Source organism: Fibrobacter sp. UWB11 (assembly GCF_900143015.1).
Classification (GTDB): Bacteria; Fibrobacterota; Fibrobacteria; order Fibrobacterales; family Fibrobacteraceae; genus Fibrobacter.
Genome location: NZ_FSRT01000001.1, coordinates 1,279,340 through 1,295,506 on the forward strand (window position 1 = coordinate 1,279,340; position 16,167 = coordinate 1,295,506).

At 47.3% G+C, this 16,167-nt stretch carries 13 protein-coding genes; 10 read left to right on the plus strand and 3 right to left on the minus strand.

Going from position 1 to position 16,167, the window contains the following annotated elements:
* Nucleotides 1-344: 344 nt before the first annotated feature.
* Genes BUQ91_RS15665 through BUQ91_RS05495 form a run of 4 tightly spaced genes read left to right on the plus strand, consistent with a single transcriptional unit; the run spans nt 345 to nt 2,045 of the window.
* Nucleotides 345-503, plus strand: coding sequence for a hypothetical protein (locus BUQ91_RS15665; protein WP_175566601.1), 159 nt, complete (start codon nt 345-347; stop codon nt 501-503).
* Between the two features lie 2 nt (nt 504-505).
* Complete coding sequence (locus tag BUQ91_RS05485) at nt 506-1,066, plus strand: GNAT family N-acetyltransferase (RefSeq protein ID WP_074208444.1); 561 nt, start codon at nt 506-508, stop codon at nt 1,064-1,066.
* A gap of 36 nt (nt 1,067-1,102) precedes the next feature.
* Nucleotides 1,103-1,324: a hypothetical protein gene (locus tag BUQ91_RS05490; RefSeq protein ID WP_083601152.1), complete on the plus strand. Its 222-nt coding sequence runs from the start codon at nt 1,103-1,105 to the stop codon at nt 1,322-1,324.
* Between the two features lie 34 nt (nt 1,325-1,358).
* Entirely contained in the window at nt 1,359-2,045 is a 687-nt protein-coding gene (locus tag BUQ91_RS05495; protein WP_074208445.1) for a hypothetical protein, read from the plus strand.
* A gap of 266 nt (nt 2,046-2,311) precedes the next feature.
* On the opposite strand, the gene carB is transcribed toward BUQ91_RS05495, so the two are convergent.
* Both carB and carA read right to left on the minus strand, forming a co-directional pair.
* A complete protein-coding gene (gene carB, locus BUQ91_RS05500; protein WP_074208446.1) occupies nt 2,312-5,575 on the minus strand; it encodes a carbamoyl-phosphate synthase large subunit in 3,264 nt (1,087 codons plus the stop codon).
* The gene (gene carA, locus BUQ91_RS05505; RefSeq protein ID WP_074208447.1) at nt 5,568-6,698 is read right to left on the minus strand and encodes a glutamine-hydrolyzing carbamoyl-phosphate synthase small subunit; all 1,131 of its coding nucleotides are present in this window, start codon (nt 6,696-6,698) and stop codon (nt 5,568-5,570) included. The genes carB and carA overlap by 8 nt, the downstream gene beginning before the upstream one ends.
* Nucleotides 6,699-7,208: 510 nt before the next feature.
* On the opposite strand from carA, the gene BUQ91_RS05510 reads away from it, so the two are divergent.
* Nucleotides 7,209-8,867 carry a hypothetical protein gene (locus tag BUQ91_RS05510; protein ID WP_074208448.1) on the plus strand — a complete coding sequence of 553 codons (1,659 nt, stop codon included), beginning with the start codon at nt 7,209-7,211 and terminating at the stop codon, nt 8,865-8,867.
* Between the two features lie 11 nt (nt 8,868-8,878).
* The gene (locus BUQ91_RS15670) at nt 8,879-9,031 is read left to right on the plus strand and encodes a hypothetical protein (RefSeq protein ID WP_175545441.1); all 153 of its coding nucleotides are present in this window, start codon (nt 8,879-8,881) and stop codon (nt 9,029-9,031) included.
* Nucleotides 9,032-9,246: 215 nt separating this feature from the next.
* Here BUQ91_RS15670 and BUQ91_RS05515 read toward each other — a convergent pair whose 3' ends face one another.
* A complete protein-coding gene (locus tag BUQ91_RS05515; RefSeq protein ID WP_072828593.1) occupies nt 9,247-10,866 on the minus strand; it encodes a glycosyl hydrolase family 8 in 1,620 nt (539 codons plus the stop codon).
* 180 nt (nt 10,867-11,046) lie between these two features.
* On the opposite strand from BUQ91_RS05515, the gene BUQ91_RS05520 reads away from it, so the two are divergent.
* From BUQ91_RS05520 to BUQ91_RS05535, 4 genes are all read left to right on the plus strand, one after another.
* Nucleotides 11,047-11,832: a hypothetical protein gene (locus tag BUQ91_RS05520; protein ID WP_074208449.1), complete on the plus strand. Its 786-nt coding sequence runs from the start codon at nt 11,047-11,049 to the stop codon at nt 11,830-11,832.
* A gap of 215 nt (nt 11,833-12,047) precedes the next feature.
* Nucleotides 12,048-13,361, plus strand: a complete 1,314-nt coding sequence (locus BUQ91_RS05525; protein ID WP_074208935.1) for a putative DNA modification/repair radical SAM protein — start codon at nt 12,048-12,050, stop codon at nt 13,359-13,361.
* A gap of 81 nt (nt 13,362-13,442) precedes the next feature.
* Nucleotides 13,443-14,309, plus strand: coding sequence for a TIGR03915 family putative DNA repair protein (locus BUQ91_RS05530; RefSeq protein WP_074208450.1), 867 nt, complete (start codon nt 13,443-13,445; stop codon nt 14,307-14,309).
* Between the two features lie 124 nt (nt 14,310-14,433).
* Entirely contained in the window at nt 14,434-16,071 is a 1,638-nt protein-coding gene (locus BUQ91_RS05535; RefSeq protein ID WP_072828587.1) for a cellulase family glycosylhydrolase, read from the plus strand.
* Nucleotides 16,072-16,167 lie beyond the last annotated feature (96 nt).

Here is a 16,167-nt window from a genome sequence, read left to right on the forward strand (position 1 = left end):
GGGACGACTTTTTTATTGTCAAAAATTCGTTAAAATTTTAAAATTTTCGCTGAATTTTGTGAAAATTCGTTAAAAATTCATTATATTTCGAAATTTTTCGTTAAAATTGCCGATTTTTCGTCAAAATCGCCGATTTTTCGTCAAAATCGCCACTTTTTTATATGAACCTTGTCTTTTTCTCGATAGAAAAACGAGAAAAATGCCTGTTTGACGAAATTTAGCTCTATTGACATCCTTTTTTGAGGAAAATATTTTTATGATAAACCTGCGTTCTCCTCACAAGGAGTCGCTATTGACATCGTTTTTTTTATTACCTATATTATGGGAGATAAAAGGTTTGAATTATGGCAAGACCAATTAAAGAAACTCCGACGCTTCGAGGTGAAGATGCTCGCATTTTCGAGAAGAAAATTGCGAATCCCAAGCCTGTTTCGAGAGAAGACGTTCTGGCTGCTCAGAACGCCTATAATAGTGTCATGTCCATTGCAAAATTCTCCTTTTAACAATGAATTTGTCTTCATTTGATTTTTTACCCCTTGGCGAAGATACCGAAATCTTGCCATTTGACTGCAATGATACTGACTTGAACAATTTCTTGTTTGATGATGCCAAGAACTATCTTGGAGACCTTATGGCAGTTACATATCTGTTTGTAGATCGGCAAGCACAAAAGACTGTTGCTTATTTCAGTCTTTTGAATGATAAGGTCTCTTATGACCCCGAAGAACGTTCTCTTTGGAATCGAATTAATCGCAGAATTTCGAATAACAAACGCCGCAAGACCTACCCCTCGGTGAAAATAGGTCGTCTTGCTGTTTCGAAAGATTACGACAACAAGGGTATCGGTAGGGCAATTTTGGATTTTATAAAGCATGCTTTCACGAACGGCAATCGAACTGGTTGCCGGTTCATTACGGTTGATGCGTACGCTAAGGCAACGGGGTTCTATATCAAGAACAACTTTGATTTTTTTACGGAGAAAGACCGCAAAGATGCAACTCGCCTGATGTTCTTTGATCTCAAGCCGTTCAAGGATGCCCAAATTAGGGCGAAGCAAGCTTGCTAAAAAGGCGTTCCCGCACATGTATGAGCGGTTGTGCATATGATGTACCCCTTCATGACATTAGACGATGATGCTGAAATAGTCCATTTCGAAATGGGTAAGGATGGTCGTGCCGCTTCTCAAAAAGGTGGGGTTAGCGATGCTGTTCAGAAGGTCGAAATAGGTATGGATGCTCTATGGGATTCTGGCAAATGGAGCGATAAAAAGAATGAAGAAATGCTAAAAGAGCATCTAAGAACGACTTACAAGAAAAATACCTAGCTCGTTAGATTTTGGGCTTTTTTATCTTTTGAATATGACTACGGATGAAATTTTGAAAAAATTGGAAAGTTTGTTGGAGGTGCAACGCAAAGCCGAAATGGACGGGTCTGGTTGCAAGTATGATACGCTTTTTGGCTTTCAAAGAGATAATGGTTGGCCGATTGTTACTGAGTTACAGACTCCATTAGGCGAGCTGACTGTGTTGGACAAGGATAATAACAAGATTCCTTTTTTAGTTTCTTACAATTCCTGGTATTGTGAGCGCCTTCGTCCTGAGGATGTTTTTAATGAAGATTATGAAAAGGTGCTTGATAATGTTTCGGCAATGTTGACGATAAAAGTGGATGTCTGTAATCTTAAGGAATGTGAAGTTTATAGATTAAATTTTTCTGGAGAGAAACTTGAATTTGCTGATAGCGATCAGTATGCAGTATGCTATACAAAGGAATCCGATAGTGAAGTCCTGGCAATAAATCGTCCTGTTGAAAATGATTTTGATGATCTTATAATATTAGAATCCCTGATAGAATCTAATTTTGACAATAAATTCTGGAATCAAGATCGTTGTTTTGTAACTTTTGATGCTGATGATATGCATGGATTCTTGTTTGTCATAAAGAATAAAAAATGGCCAAGTATTGATTTTGATATAGCTTGGATGAATACGGGAAAACTCGGAAAAGATCTTTGCTGGGATGCATTAACGTTTTATTTAACATAGTATAAAATTTTCAAATATGAATGCAAAAAGGACGCTTTATAAAGCGTCCTTTTTCTAATAGGAGATTCCGGCTCGGAGGCCGGAATGACAATTGCGAGCGAAGTAAAGCCAGGCGTTGCGGGCTGGCGTCTGAAGCCCGCTAGAAGGGGTAGCGGAAGACCCGGCTTGGGGGGGGTATAAAAAAAGAGAAGCCCGCTTGCGCGGGCTTGACAATGGGTGGGGACGGGGCTGAAGCGAGGGGAAGACTTTCCCCTCTTCCAACCACTTTACTTCTTCACATGTCTGTGGTATTCTTGCAAACTGCAGACTTCGAAGCGGCCGAAGTCGTGCTTGTCCATGAGGCCTTCCACGGTGGAGGTGAGGGCGGCGATGGTCGTGGTGATAGGAATGCCCGAGACAACGGCCTTGGAGCGCATCTGGATTTCGTCAACCATGGCTTCTGCGCCAGTTTCGGTGGTGTTCACGATCCACTGCACTTCCTTGTCGTGGATAAGGTCGAGCAGGTTCGGGCGGCCACGGGAGATGCGGAACACGGCGCGGGTCTTGATGCCTTCGTTGTAAAGCATCGTCGAGGTGCCGCGGGTGGCGTAAATCTGGTAGCCCATGTCCACGAGGCGCTTGATGAGCGGAACTGCCTTCTGCTTGTCTTCGTCCTTGAGCGACACAAAGATGTTGCCCTGGCTCGGGACCTTGTTGCCGGAGGCCAGCTGGCTCTTGAGGTAGGCAAGGCCGCGGTCGCGATCGAGGCTCATGACTTCGCCGGTGGACTTCATTTCCGGAGAAAGCGTGATGTCGACGCCCGGGAACTTGACGAACGGGAACACGGCTTCCTTGACGCTCACGTAAGGCACGCGGACTTCTTCGGTGAAACCGATCTGTTCGAGAGATTCGCCGGTCATGCAGCGTGTTGCGTAGCTTGCAAGCGGCACGCCGATGGACTTGGACACGAACGGCACCGTACGAGATGCACGCGGGTTCACTTCAATCATGTAGAGTTCGCCATCCTTGACAGCGAGCTGCATGTTCATGAGACCAACGACATGGAGTTCCTTAGCAAATTCCTTGGCGAATTCACGGACCTTGTCCTGAATTTCCTTGGAGAGGGTCATCGGCGGGATAACGCTAGCGGAGTCGCCGGAGTGGATGCCTGCGGGTTCCACGTGTTCCATGATAGCACCGATAACGGTGTGCTTGCCGTCGCTGATGCAGTCCACATCGAGTTCGGTTGCGTCTTCGAGGAAGCGGTCAATGAGGATCGGCTTGCCTTCGCCAATGGCGGCAGCTTCTTCCACGAACTTGCGGAGGTACTTTTCCTTGTAAACAATCACCATGCCGCGGCCACCGAGAACGAAACTCGGGCGCACAAGAACAGGGTAACCGATCTTATCGACAATGGCGAGGGCTTCTTCCACGTTGTGTGCAATGCCGCTTTCAGCCTGCTTGATGCCAATCTTGGTGACGAGCTGCTTGAAGAAGTCGCGGTCTTCGGCGAGGTCGATGTCTTCGGGGCTTGTTCCGATGACATTTGCGCCAGCCTTCTTGAGACGCATGGCGAGGTTTAGCGGAGTTTGACCACCGAACTGAACAATCACGCCCGCGCACTTTTCGCGTTCGTAAATGCCCATCACGTCTTCGAGCGTAAGCGGTTCAAAGTAGAGCTTGTCCGAAGTGTCGTAGTCGGTAGAAACCGTTTCGGGGTTGGAGTTCACCATGATGACTTCGAAGCCGTGCTTGCGGAGCGTGAATGCAGCGTGGCAGCAGCAGTAGTCAAATTCAATGCCCTGGCCGATTCTGTTCGGACCGCCGCCGAGCACCATGATGCGCTTCTTGCTCTGGTGACCCGGAATTTCGCGGACCGGTTCGGTATTGTCGGCGTAGCAGCTATAGTAGTAAGGAGTGATAGCTTCGAATTCGCCGGCGCAAGTATCGACGGAGTAGTAGCTCGGAACGAGGCCAATCTGCTTACGCACAGCCATGACTTCTTCCGGAGTCTTGTGGAAGAGGTAACCGATCTGGATATCGCTGAAGCCGAATTCCTTGGCCTGGCGGAAGAGAGCCTTATCCTTGGCGAGGTTTTCGAGAGAACCTGCAGCCGTGATTTCGTCTTCGAAGCAGGCGAGTTCTTCGAGGTGACGGAGGAAGTAGCGGTCAATCTTGGTGACTTCGTAAAGTTTTTCGATGTCCCAACCGCGGCGGAATGCTTCGTAGACCACGAAGATGCGTTCTGCACTCGGGCGGGCGACTTCCTTGGCGAGCGTTTCGTCGTCGTATTCCTTGAACTTTTCGCACTTGGCGCAGGCACCGAAACCGCCGAATCCCGTTTCGAGAGAGCGGAGAGCCTTTTGCATGGCCTGTTTGAAGTTCGTACCGATGGCCATGGCTTCGCCCACAGACTTCATCTGGGTGCCGAGCGTGGAATCTGCCTTCGGGAACTTTTCGAATGTGAAGCGCGGAACCTTCACGACAACGTAGTCGAGAGCCGGTTCAAAGCAGCTCGGAGTAGATTGCGTGATGTCGTTGCGGAGTTCGTCAAGCGTGTAACCCACAGCGAGAAGTGCTGCAATCTTTGCGATGGGGAAGCCCGTTGCCTTGGATGCAAGAGCAGAAGAACGGGACACACGCGGGTTCATTTCGATGATGATGCGGCGGCCGGTCTTCGGTTCGATAGCCCACTGCACGTTAGATCCACCGGTTTCCACGCCGATGGCTTCCATGACCTTCAGGGAGTCGTCGCGCATGGCCTGGTAGGCGCGGTCATCAAGGCTCTGGATCGGAGCGACCGTGATGGAGTCACCCGTGTGAACACCCATCGGGTCGAGGTTTTCAATGGAGCAAACGATAACGGCATTGCCCTTCTTATCGCGCATGACTTCCATTTCGAATTCTTTCCAGCCGAGGAGCGATTCTTCGATAAGCACTTCGTTGTTGAGCGAGGCGTCAAGACCGCGGTTCACGATGGTTTCGAATTCTTCTTCGTTGTGAGCGATACCGCCGCCAGTACCACCAAGCGTAAAGCCCGGACGGATGATCAACGGCCAGCTTCCGATGGTGTGGGCGATAGCGGTCGCTTCGCTCATGGAGTGTGCGGAACCGGAGCGGGGAAGGTCAAGCCCGATCTTGAGCATGGCTTCCTTGAACAGGTGACGGTCTTCGGCGCGCTGGATGGATTCGGCTTTTGCACCGATGAGTTCCACCTGGTAGCGGTCGAGAATGCCGCGCTCGTTGAGTTCCATGGCGAGGTTCAAGGCGGTCTGGCCACCGAGAGTCGGGAGCAATGCATCGGGGCGTTCGCGACGGATGATTTCGTGGAGAATATCGACGCTCAGCGGTTCGATGTAAGTGCGGTCAGCCATTTCCGGGTCGGTCATGATGGTTGCCGGGTTGGAGTTCACGAGCACCACTTCGTAACCTTCACGACGAAGCACCTTGCAAGCCTGCACGCCGGAGTAGTCGAATTCGCAGCCCTGGCCAATCACAATCGGGCCAGAACCGATGAGCATAATCTTCTTGATGTCGGTACGCTTAGGCATTCTTGCCTCCCTTGAAAGCTTCAATCATCTTCTTAAATTCTTCGAACAAGTACATGGAATCGTTCGGACCCGGGGCAGATTCCGGATGGTACTGCACGCTGAATGCCGGGAACTTTTTGTGGCGGATGCCTTCGACCGTGTTGTCGTTCAGGTTGATGTGCGTGACTTCGACATCGGCGGGGAGAGACGTTTCGTCAATGGCGTAGTTGTGGTTCTGTGACGTGATTTCGACAGCGCCCGTCAAGAGGTTCTTGACCGGATGGTTGCAGCCATGGTGACCGAACTTGAGCTTGGAAACTTTAGCACCGAGAGCAAGGCCGAGGAGCTGGTTACCAAGGCAGATACCCATGAGAGGGATCTTGCCGAGGAGCTGCTTGACCATGTTGTAAACCTGCGGGAGGCTGTTCGGGTCGGCAGGGCCGTTGGAGAGGAACACGCCATCCGGCTTCTGTTCCATAATCTTTTCGTAGCTCGTGCCAATCGGCATAACCGTGATGCGCATGTCCTGTGCGGCGAGGTTTCTCAAGATGTTCGTCTTGATACCGAAATCGAGAGCGACGATGTGGTACTTGCCTTCGTTGTTGAATTCGTAGCCGTTCGGGTCGCTCACCTTGCTGGCGTAGTCCTGACCGTCGAGGCCTTCCCAAGCCTTTGCCTTTGCGATAGCTTCGGCTTCGGTCATTTCCGTGTCTTCAACGTGGAGGTAAGCCTTCTGGGCGCCGTGAGTGCGGAGGTGGAGCGTGAGGGCGCGAGTATCAACGCCTGCAATGCCTGCCTTCTTCTGGGCGAGCATGTAATCATGAAGCGATTCTTCGTTCAGTTCCTTGGAAACCCAGTCGAGGGAGTTCACGACAATGCCGTTCAAGAAAACCTGGCGGGATTCGGACTTTTCGAAGTTCGTAGCGTAAGCGCCAACTTCGGCCGTGGTGAACACCACGAACTGACCGGCGTAAGACGGGTCGGTCAAAATCTGCTTGTAGCCCGCCATACCGGTGTTGAACACGGCTTCGCCTACAGTGTCTTTCTTTTCGCCAAAGGCGTAACCGTGGAACACGGCTCCGTCAGCCAAGGCGATGAACGCCTTGCGCTCGCGCTTTGCTTTCCATTGGAATTTTTCGTTCATGATTTACCTTACGTCACAATTGTTGGGGTAAAAAGAAAGGCAAAAGCTAAATGCCTTTGCCTTAAAATTAAAACTCTTAAAAAAATGAATAGTCTTGTCAAAAACTGAAACCCAACCGACCTTTTTGTGGGTCGAGGCTGCTTGCTTGAAGGCGAGCTCGAAGTCAACAAGTTCCATTCTTTTCATCGGGGTGAAATTATAGTAAAATGACAGGCCCGCGACAATCCATTAATTTTGAAAAATTTAACGGTATTATACATTTTTTGTAAAACACTTTTGCGTTTTGGAAAGGAAATGTAAAACACATATATATGGGATTAATTCACAGACTGTTTTCGGAGCGTTTTTCGCCAATTTTTTAACAAAATTATACAAATTTCATAACAATTTTATATCTTTTTCATAAGTACAACAGGGACGGGGAGACGTCTACAATTTTGTTTTTGCGACTCGATTGATTCCAGACGTTTTTCTATAGACGAATTTTCAAATTTAAAGGAAGAAGGGAAAATGAAATTGCAAAGACAAATTGCAAAAAATCGTGTAGTACTAGCTTTGCCAGTTGCACTGCTAATGGCAGCAAATGCGTGGAGTGCAAAGCAGGATACCGACTATATTGATGAAAATGGTTCGTCAAAAATAGCATCAAACTGTTTACTGCTAGATCAAAAGTACCTCAACGATCACCAAAATCAAATTAACACTCAATCTGAGTGCATTGCGGTTAATGAAGAATTGACCTATACAGGGAACTTTCATCTTACCGCAAGTAATGTGATATTCATTATTGAAGATGAGGCTAAATTCACTATTAATTTCAACAGCCAAAGTGACGATAATCATCCTATTGGAGTGGGGAGTAAAACGAGAAGTGGCAATATTAAATTCTTCGGGCAGAAAAACCAAACAGGTTCATTGATTCTAAACAACACAGGTACTCAATATGGTAGAGGTTTGAGTGCATATGGTGACATTCAAATCTACGGTGGCCATATTACTGTAACATCCAGCGGTAAAGATGCAATCTGGGCCCAAAACAATATTGAAATTTATGGTGGCTACGTTTCTACAACTTGTACAAGCACAAGCACGAAACCCGTATACGTTGGTATAAAATCCGAAACCAGAAACATCAATATCAAATGGGCCAACAGCTTCTATGCAAATTCCGACTCTACCACTCATGGGGCCCTGAATATCGCCGAAGGACTTATACTTAAGGACGAGAGTAACGGGACCTATTCTAACAGCACCGCAGATATCAATAATGCCATTAAAGGCAAAACACTCACTCCCGATTACTTTGTGCAAATCGTAACAAATGGTGACAACACCAAACGAGCAATCATCAACGGCAATTACTCAGGTACAACAACCAATATACCTCAGGGAACCGAAGTCGTGTCTATCGACTACAATCGTACATTTACAGCAGGAGTCCCATCAACTGTCGTATTGCCATTCAGCCTACCATCAGGTTCATCCGTCAACGCGAAGTTCTATTACTTACAAGAAGTTGTTCAAAAGAGTGATGCTTGTGCATGGAAGGCAACGCTTAAAAACATCGGCGCAGGCAATCTTCCACAAGCAAACACACCCTATGCAGTCTTGACTGAAGAAGGCAAGCTGCAATTCAATTTGAATGGTGGAAAAGCAACTTTCCAAGCACCTAATGATCTAACAACATCAGTTTCAGAAGGTAAATGGAGCTTTATCGGAGTTTATTCCTACAAGGTATGGGAACCTGGTGATACAGAACTTGGCTTGGCTTACGCTTTTGCGGGTAGTAACGAAGCTCAAATTGCAAAAGGTAAATTCGGAAAAATTGCGATTGCCGCCGATGCAGCAACAACAGGTTATCCTTCCGCAAATCCCTTCCGCGCTTACCTCAGAAAAAAGGATAACACCGTAAAGCTCCAATGCCCACAACCACAGGCTGTATTAGGCCAAAATTCAGCCCAATATAGCATAAGCAACATCCCCGAAACAATTGACGCTGAGTTTGTCGATGAAACCGAAAATGGCGAAAAAACAACGTTCATGGCACGCATGAACACCCGCACGGGAGAATTCACTATGTTGCCGAACTACGACATCAAGGGTCGTAAGGTAAACGCATCTTCAAAGGTTCGTGGCGCCTATTACGGCAAAAAGGTCATTAAGCAATAGGGGAGTGTGCAATGAATAACACTATCGAACAAAAAACAAGCTATATTAAACCTCAGATGACCGTGCTAGAATTTAAGCAAGAAGCACCCCTGCTGGATGGTTCCTGTATTATAGACTGCAATTCCTGTAACGATGATGATATTGAAGCCGTACTTGAAGATTAAAAAAAATTATGCACCTCCAAGTTTGAAGATTGTCGAATTAGAGCGACAGTCAAACTTACTGCAAGATAGCAACTATGACTCAACTCCTGAAATTCATCATGGAATAGGAATGGTTCCATTCGAAAAAGCTCATCACGGATAATTCCCGCTAGCAATTAACAAAAAACAGGACGAACAAAATGTTCGCCCTGTTTTTTAATACGCTATAGTAATTACTATTTCACAACTTTATAGGTCTTGTCGCCAACCATGACGAGGAAGTTACCTCTGCCACCAAGGCGGATTTCCTGCATTGCAGAAGTCGTCTTAGAAGCCTTGAGCACGCGACCATTGACATCGGTAACAGCAAACTTGCTGCCTGCCGGAGCATTTTCGATAACAATCGCATTGTTAGTCGACCAAACTCTGACACCGTTATTCATCTTAACGGACTTAGCAATACCAACGTTGCCTTCCGGCTTTGCATTCACCTTGTAGAGCTTGCAAGATTCGAAAGAATAGAACGTCGTGTCCTTTTCAATCTTGACGCCATTGTGTTCGTTAGCAGTGACATCCTTTTCCGTAACTTCCGGCTTCGGCTTCCAAATCTTGAACGTGCCGCTCAAGTGGAGCATGGCAAGGTAGTGCACCAAGCCATCGTAGTAGCGATACTGACCGGTCATGAGGCTTGCATCCCAAGCCATCTTGAGATTCTTCTTGACGGCGTCATTATACTTTGAATCGTTCATCAAAGCCATTGCAGCCACGGCATTTGCGCCGGTTTCGCCAAGCGTGTACTGTTCCTGCGGGTTGGAGCCGTCCCAGTTGAAACGTGCGTGCTTGTAGTTGTCTCTTTCGAAGAAATCGATGATGCGGCGGGCCATTTCTTCTTGGCGAGCAGAATCAGCACCGAAGAGGTAATAGTCCATACCGAAGTTCATTGCGCAGCGCATTGCATCGTACATGTACTTTTCAGCATTGCCGTTATAGCTTACGCCGTGCGGAGTACCGTCGAAGTTGTTGTAATCCGAGAACAAGCCGGACTTCGTGTTGGAGGATTTGTACAAGTGATCGCGCGTTGCCTTTGCAGCCTTGCTCCACTTATCCTGGTTGGAGGTGGACCAGCGAGCGAAAAGATCAACGTAAGCCGGCAAGTCGTAAGACGGGTCGGAGAAGTTGTTTTCGTTGCCCTGCGGCTGGAACGTAATGACGTAATGCTGCGGGTTGAAAAGGCTATGCTGGCCGTTGTCCCACATTTTCTTCAAGATGTACTGGGCATCGTCCATGTACTTGCTGTCATTCCAGCGGTTCGCTGCAAAAAGTAGCGACATCATAAAGTACATTTCGCCGTCCGGAGCGCAGTTATCGTCACCACCGGAACCGCTTTCGTTGCGCTGCCAAGCGAAGTAGCCATCCCAGCCACCGCCCTTGTGCCACATGTGGTTCTTGGCCCAGTTCCAAAGTTTGTCGAATTCTTCCTTGTGGCCGGTCTGCACGGCAATCATCATACCGTAAGACATACCTTCGGAACGGACGTCTCTGTTGTTCACGTCGAGAATATAAGCTTCATTACCCTTGTCGTAATAGACCTTGGAATTGTTGTCACCCTTAAAATAGTGGTTCCACAACTGATCCATTTTTTCCTGGATTTCTTCGTCGGTCTTGCCCAAGACAGTCTTGAACGGGCTTTCGTAGTTACCGGTGTAGTAAGCGCCGGAGTAGTTTTTTTCTTTATCGCAGTCCGGGCCGTAGTAAGCGCCATCAGCGTCAAAGAAATTGCCTGTGACATCAGCAGCAGAGACCACAGACGGGCCGAGCAGCAAAGCTAAAGAAAGAGAGAAGATAGTTTTTTTCATATTCATGTCCCAAAATTACCTTTTTTCGAAAATTTTTAACACTTTGAGGAAAAATACTAGTGTAAGCCATTACAACAAGGAGAAAAAATAATTGCAATTTATGTTTTTTTGGGAAAAACATTTTTTGTACTTTGCCGGAGAAAACAAATTGCAAATCATTTACAACAAAGGAAATTTAACATGTTCAAAAAAATCATCCTTGCAAGCGCCCTCGCCGCTAGCGCCGCCTTTGCCGATTGGGATTCATTCCAAGTTCTCGAAAACCATAAAGGACAAGCCGGAATCGGAACAACCTTCACAAAAAAAGTAGATGACAATTTGGATTATAGCCGTTTAACAATGGGAGCTTCCGTTCGCTACACTGTAATTCCAGACTTGGAACTTGCACTTAGTGTTCCATATTGGATTTTTGTACACTTTGATGGCGAAGATGCAAATATTAATGGTTTTGCACAGCCCTCCTTTTCAGTACGTTACCATTTTATTCCCACAATGAACGCTTATGCAAGGGTAGAAATCCCTGTAGGGGATGAATCTTTGGTCGAAAAAAACGCATGGTTATTTAATGTTGGGGTAGAATACTATACGCCAATAAACCAACTGCTTAACTTTGGTTCCCATATCGGCTTTTCCGCATCCACAAAAGGAGAACATAGAGTAGCTCCATTGAGTGTAGATGCATCTGCAGAATTGAATTTCATGGTTACACCACAATTCAATCCATACATCGGTATAGGCACAGCCGTTCCCCTCGGAGCATTTACAGATAACGGCTATGAATCTTCTTACCCTGGCAAAACAATTGATGTATGTCCATACATCGGTGCAAGTTACACAATCAACGATATAGTGTCTTTTAATGCCCAAATAGGATTGTCAACCGCAATCTATACACAAACCAATATAAGTTGGGACAGAACAGATATGCAATTGTCAACCAGTTTCAGTGCCAGATTCAATTTTTAAATTCAACACAAACAATTTACTCTAAGACCTGCCACAAAGCAGGCCTTTTTTGTTAATCCAAATTCGCAATATTCAACTTTTTTTATAAAAAACAAACCAAAAATTGCTTTTTTGTGCAGTTATTATTATATTTAGTGAACAGAAAAGCAAGTAAACAAGTGTATCGTAAAATAATGCACGGCACCTCTGTTTTCGCAATCGTGAAAAGGCAAAAAATGGACATACGCGAAAAGCTGAACATTCTGGGCGATGCCGCCAAATACGATGTTTCGTGTTCATCGAGCGGTTCCAAGCGCAACTCCCCCAAAGGCGGGATGGGTTGCGGGCACAGTTCGGGCATTTGCCACACATGGAGCGCCGACGGGCGTTGCATTTCGCTGTTGAAAGTGCTTTTCAGCAATGCCTGCAAGTACGATTGCGCCTATTGCGTCAACCGGCGGAGCAATGACATTCCGCGAGCGACATTTACCCCCAAGGAACTCATCAACCTCACGCTAGAATTTTACCGCCGCAATTACATTGAGGGGCTTTTCTTGAGTTCGGCTGTCATCGGCACGCCCGACTACACGATGGAACTTTTGATTAAAGTCGCAAAAGAATTGCGTTTGGTGCACCATTTTGGCGGTTACATTCACTTGAAAGCGATTCCGGGCGCAAGTTCAAGGCTGTTATTCGAGGCAGGTCTTTATGCCGATCGCAGCAGCGTGAATATCGAAATTCCTTCCGACAAGCAATTGCAATACCTCGCGCCCGAAAAGAATTTTGCATCCATTTACCGTCCCATGAACTTTCTGGCAGAACGCAAGCTGGAATACAAAGCCGATAAATCCAAATATTCTCCAAAGTTTTTACCGGCAGGGCAGAGCACGCAAATGATCGTCGGGGCATCGGGGGAGACAGACTTCCAGATTCTCACGCTTTCGGCAGGCTTTTACAAGCAACAGCAAATGAAGCGTGTTTATTTCTCGGGTTACGTCCCCATCAATGCCGACAAGCGCTTGCCGGTCATTACAACAAAGCCACCGCTTTTGCGCGAACACAGGCTTTACCAAGCCGACTGGCTCATGCGTTTTTACAAGTTCGAATATAACGAAATCTTGGATGAAAAAAATCCATTCCTCGATCCTGATTTGGACCCGAAAGTTATGTGGGCATTGCGACATCCAGAATGTTTTCCTGTCGATTTGCAAACCGCCGATTACGAGATGATTTTGCGAGTGCCAGGAATCGGAGTGCGGTCCGCCCAGCTCATTGTAAGCGGCAGGCGTTATTCCAAGATTCGTCTAGAACATCTTAAAAAGATGGGGGTAGTTCTCAAGCGCGCAAAGTACTTCATCTACAACAACGAAGTGCCTCGAGAGCTCCACAAGCTTTATCCGGAAATGATTCGCCCAATGCTTATCGCAGGCAAGCCCAAATCCGATCAACTGGATTTGTTCGACACCATGCCCGCCGCGTTACCATCGCCGGCAACCTATCATCCAACCGCGACGCCACTACCGAAAGCCGCACAATCCCCCCAGACATAGCCAATCGCAAACAACTAACCCTAATATCGTCATCCTGAACGCGAATGCGCAAAGGATCCTGTTAAGTCTCGCATCAAAATTATGTCCATCGCCATTCATTACGATTCTACATTCGACGGTTTCTTGAGCGCGGTCTTCGAGATTTACCGCCAACATCTCGATGTCACAAGCTTTGTGGCCGAACGAACTTACGAAGCCGAACACGAAGTTTCGTCTGACCTTTTTGCACAGCCGTTTCACATCGAGACATCCGAAGAATCCGCCAAAAGGCTCAAGCGCGCCATTACAAACGCGGCTAGCAAGGACGTACTGAACTTGCTCGAAACATGTTTCCGTTCCGAAGATGCGGGAATCGAAATGAACATCCTGGCGTACTTGCGCAAGCTTTTTGCTGGCCTCGACCCGAATTACGGTCGCAATCCTTCGAGCCTTGAAATGATTCCGCTCATTACGATTGCGCGCTCCGTCCGTCGAGAAATGGACAACATGTACGGGATGGTGCGTTTCAACAAGGCTCCCGATGGAATGTACATTGCCGAAATCGAACCCAAGTATGATATTCTCGAAATGATTATCGGGCACTTTAGATGCCGCTACCCCAACGGCACATGGGCCATTATCGATGTCAAGCGAGGCTATGGCGTGTATTACGAGAACTACAAAACACATTTTGTAACAGTTTCCGACCCAAGTTACATTTCTGCGCATGCGCCTCCAGACGAATTCACTCGCATGTGGAAATCCTATTACGATACAATGGCGATAAAGGAACGGCTCAATCCGCGCCTTCTTCGGCGTTGCTTGCCAGTCCGCTATTGGAAGCACCTTCCGGAGCGCTCTCTACCGAACCAAACCCTTGAAAATAGGGGAGAATCGAGGTTGCAACTCCCGTCCACAATCGCAAAATCCAATGCCGTCGCATCATTGATGCTTAAACAATCCAATTAGGCCTGTAATGGCATAAAAATTGCTTATACCTTACAGAATCAAGCGCTGAATTTTTTATATATGCGAAAAAAATTTGGCTCTAAAAAAACATTTAGTTGTATATTTATATTGGATTGATGAATTTATGGAGAAAATAAAAGATATGAACGGCTCTTCTGTTAAACCGGGCTTTTTCGTTCAAGATTCTTTTCTGTATAGCAAGGACAACGAAAAGGTTGTCCTCCGTGGTGTAAACCACATGTTTATTTGGACTGATCGCGAAGGCAAGACAATCCCCGAGATTGCCAAGACCGGCGCAAACTGTGTGAGAATTGTTTGGAATACCCGTGGCCGTATCAGCGACCTTGATAACATAATTTCGCTTTGCATTGCAAACGGCATGATTCCTATTCCAGAAATCCATGACACGACCGGTAATTGGGACCGTTTGAGCGATGCTCTTGAATTTTGGCTCCGCGAAGAAACGCTCCAGATGATTTACAATCATCAGGAATACTTGATTTTGAACATCGGTAACGAACCGGGCGACAAGCCGCAAAGCGCCGATGAATTTTTCAATGCCTACAACATCATCGTGACCAAGCTCCGTGCATCAGGTGTGCGCGTACCTATCATGATCGATGCCGACGAATGGGGCCAGAACGAGAAAAACCTTTTGAACGTCGGTCCTAAGCTTTTGCAGGCAGACCCAGAACACAACTTGATTTTCTCGATTCACATGTGGTGGCCGACCGAACGCCATAATCCGGTTGCTTCGGGTTACGAAACGGTCAAGGACCGCATCAAGGGAACGCTCGAAGAATCCATCAAGCGCAAAATTCCGCTCATTGTCGGCGAATTTGCACCGGTTGCAGCCGGTGGCGTGCGAGAAATTCCGTACAAGTACATCATGTCGGAATGTGAACGATTGAATATCGGTTGGCTGGCATGGAGCTGGGGACCGGGTAACTTCGACAGTCCGGAAATGGACATGACCGTGCACGGCTCCTACAATACGCTTGTAGGCTGGGGCAAGGAAATTGCAGTTGATAGCTCTCTTGGCATCCAGAACACCAGTGTCATTCCGAATTTCATCCAGAACAAGGACTTTACGACCGGCTCTCAGGGAACCGGCACGAACATCATTGAAAATGGCGACTTTAGCGCCGAAGAACCTCTCAGCGGTTGGACCACCGACTTCTGGGGAGGAAAGGGCGAAGTCACCGTCAAGGATGGAGTTGTCCATTTCGACATCAAGAAAGGCGGCAAGGATTCCTGGAACCTCCAGTTCAAGCAGCATTTCGCGCTCCACAAGGGCGTCACGTACATCTTTAGCATGCGCGCCAAGGCCGACAAGCCCCGTACGCTCAACGTGAACATCAAGAAAGACTGCGAAACATACACACCGTATGCTAACGGCCGAATTCTTGACTTGAGCACTAGCTGGCAGAACTTCAGCTGGAAATTCACGATGAAGGAAGAAACCGACGTGGATGCAGTGCTTATCTTCGACATGGGTGGCGTGCCTATTTCTTGGAATCTCGCCGACGTGTCGCTTGTTCATGCCCGCAGCGTTGCCGATCGCCTCAACAGAACGTTCCAGCGCAACGTGCAAAAGAATTCCGGCTACTTCAACGCCCCGAATGGTCCGTGGGAATTACACCTCTACTCGACCAACGGCACTTTGCTCGACATTCTCGACAAGGGCAAGGGTGGGGAAGGCATGCGCCAGTATCCCAAGATTGAACGCAGCGGCATCATGGTCATCAAGGACCTGGGATAAAACGATTTCCCTGTTGCCATCCTGGAGCCGAAGGCGATAGGAACAATTATTTCTAGTAAAAAAAGCCGCGCAATCCTTCTGGACTGCGCGGCTTTT